Origin of the sequence: Kitasatospora sp. CB01950 (assembly GCF_001905465.1) — a bacterium.
Taxonomy (GTDB): Bacteria; Actinomycetota; Actinomycetes; order Streptomycetales; family Streptomycetaceae; genus Kitasatospora.
In genome coordinates, this window is record NZ_LISX01000036.1 from 1 (window position 1) to 2,610 (window position 2,610).

Consider the following 2,610-nt stretch of genomic DNA (forward strand, 5'->3'; position numbering starts at 1 on the left):
GCGAGCAGGGAGTGGCCGCCGAGGGTGAAGAAGTCGTCATCGACACCGACGTCGGGAAGGCCCAGCACCTCGGCGAACGCCGCGCACAGCACCTCCTCCCGCGCATCGGCCGGCGCCCGGCGCGACGCACCCGCCACCACCTCCGGCACCGGCAACGCCCGGTGGTCGACCTTCCCGTTCACCGTCAGCGGCAGCGCCTCCAGCACCACCACCACCGACGGCACCATGAACTCCGGCATTCGCGCCCGGACGAACTCCCGCACCACAGACGGAAGCTCACTACCAGTACCGGCTTCGGCAGGCACCACGTACGCGACCAGCCGCCGATCACCCGGCACGTCCTCACGCGCCACCACCACCGCCTGCGCCACCCCCGGGTGGGACGCGGCCACCGCCCCCACCTCACCCGGCTCCACCCGGTAGCCGCGGATCTTCACCTGCTCGTCCGCACGCCCCACATACACCAACTGCCCGTCCGCACCCCACCGCGCAAGATCACCCGTGCGGTACATCCGGGCCGCCGGCTCGAACGGACACGCCACGAACCGCTCCGCCGTCAGACCCGGCCGGCCCCGATACCCGCGCGCGACCTGCGTACCGGCAACGTAGATCTCGCCCACCACACCCACCGGCACCGGCTCCAGACCCGCGTCCAGCACATACATCCGGGTGTTCGCGATCGGACGGCCGATCGGCACCACTTCGCCGACCTCCTGACCCGCCCTCACCTCGAAGACACAGCAGCCCACCACCGTCTCCGTCGGCCCGTACTCATTCACCACCACCGAGTCCGGAACCCGACCCAGCCAACCCCTCACATCCGCGCCCGCCAGCGCCTCACCACCCACCACCAGCCGCCGGCTCGAACCCGCCGCCCGCTCCGGCGTCAACAACTCGGCCAACAACGGCAGATGACCCGGCACCGCCTTCACCAGACCGAACCCGCGGTTCACGCCCAGGAGCTCGGCCAGAGCCTCCGCACCACCAGCCGCACTCGCCACCACCGCCGACCCCGACACCAACGGCACCAACAGACTCGTCACCGTCAGATCGAACGCCAACGACGAATGCAACGGCGCCCCACCACCACCCGCCATCCCATACGCACCGACCGCCCACCCCACATAATTCGCCAACCCCCCATGCGTCACCGCCACACCCTTGGGACGCCCCGTCGAACCCGACGTATACATCACATACGCCAACTGGCCCGGCACAAAAGGCGGAACCGAATCCACGGACAGACCACCCGCCAACGCCCCCACCACCAGCGGATCGTCCAACGCCACATACCGGTTCCGATCCGCCGGCAGGTCCTCCAGGATCTCCTCCGTCGTCAGCGTCAGCACCGCACGGCTGTCGGCCAGCATGAACGCCAGCCGCTCCGCCGGATACTCCGGATCCAGCGGCACATACGCCGCGCCCGCCTTCCACACCGCCAGGACCGACGCGACCAGATCCACCCCACGCGGCAAGCACAACCCCACCAACGACTCCGCACCCACACCCTGCGCCCGCAGGAAGCCCGCCAACCGGCTCGCCCGCGCGTCCAACTCCGCGAACGACACCCGCGCGTCCCCACAGATCACCGCGGCCGCATCCGGAGTCCGCACCACCTGCGCTGCGAACAACTCCGGCACCGACCGCTCACCCACCTCCGCCGACACCACGCCGTTCCAACCCACCAACACCCGCTCACGCTCCGCCGCACCCAACACATCCACCCCGGAGAGCCACCCCCCGCCCCCCTCCTCCAACGCCCCCACCAACCCACCCAACACCGTCTCCACCAACCCGCACACCACACCCGCATCGGCCGGCACCGCCGCATGAACCGTCAGGGCGAAACCGGTGCCGAGGTCGTTGACGGAGACGTTGAGGGGGTAGTTGGAGCGGTCCCGCAGGTAGACCAGTTCGACACCGTCGAGGCCGCTGCCGTGCGGCTGGTCGGGGCCGCCGTCGGGCATCCGGCTGTAGCGGTAGTTGAAGACGGAGCTGAACAGCGGGCTCCCGCCCGGCACCCCACTGGCCTGTTGGGCCAGCGCCAGCGGCGCGTGCTCGTGCACCAGCAACTCCGCCAGCTGACGCCGCACACCCTCCAACGCCTCGCCCACACCGACGCCACCCGTCCCCACCCGCACCGGCAACGTGTTGATGAACAACCCCGGCACCCGGTCCGAACCCGCACCCGCATTCATCCGCCCGAACAACACCGTCCCGAACACCACATCGTCCCGACCCGACACCGCCGCCAACACCCGCGCCCACGCCAGATGGAACACCGTCGCCGGACTCACCCCCAGCCCACGCGCCACCACCCGCACCCGACCCGCCAACTCACCGTCGATCTCCCGCTTGACCTGCTCCGTCCCCGAACCGTCCCCATGCACCTCCACCAACCCGAACGGCGCCGTCGTCTCCACCACATCACCCAACAGACCCGCGAAATACCGCTCGTGCTCCTCCCGCGACACCCCCAACCGCGCCTGCGCCACGAACGACCGGAACGGCAACGGCTCCGGCAACAACCCACCCCGACCCGCCATCAACTCCCGCAACTCACCCAACAACACCTCCATCGTCGTGTGGTCCTGCACCAGGTGATGGATC

General features: G+C 69.9%; 1 protein-coding gene. It reads right to left on the reverse strand.

Annotated elements, in window-relative coordinates:
- Nucleotides 1–2,597, reverse strand: a 2,597-nt coding sequence (locus AMK19_RS34050; protein WP_241844728.1) for a non-ribosomal peptide synthetase, incomplete at its 3' end; no start/stop codon positions are given.
- Between the last annotated feature and the right edge of the window lie 13 nt (nucleotides 2,598–2,610).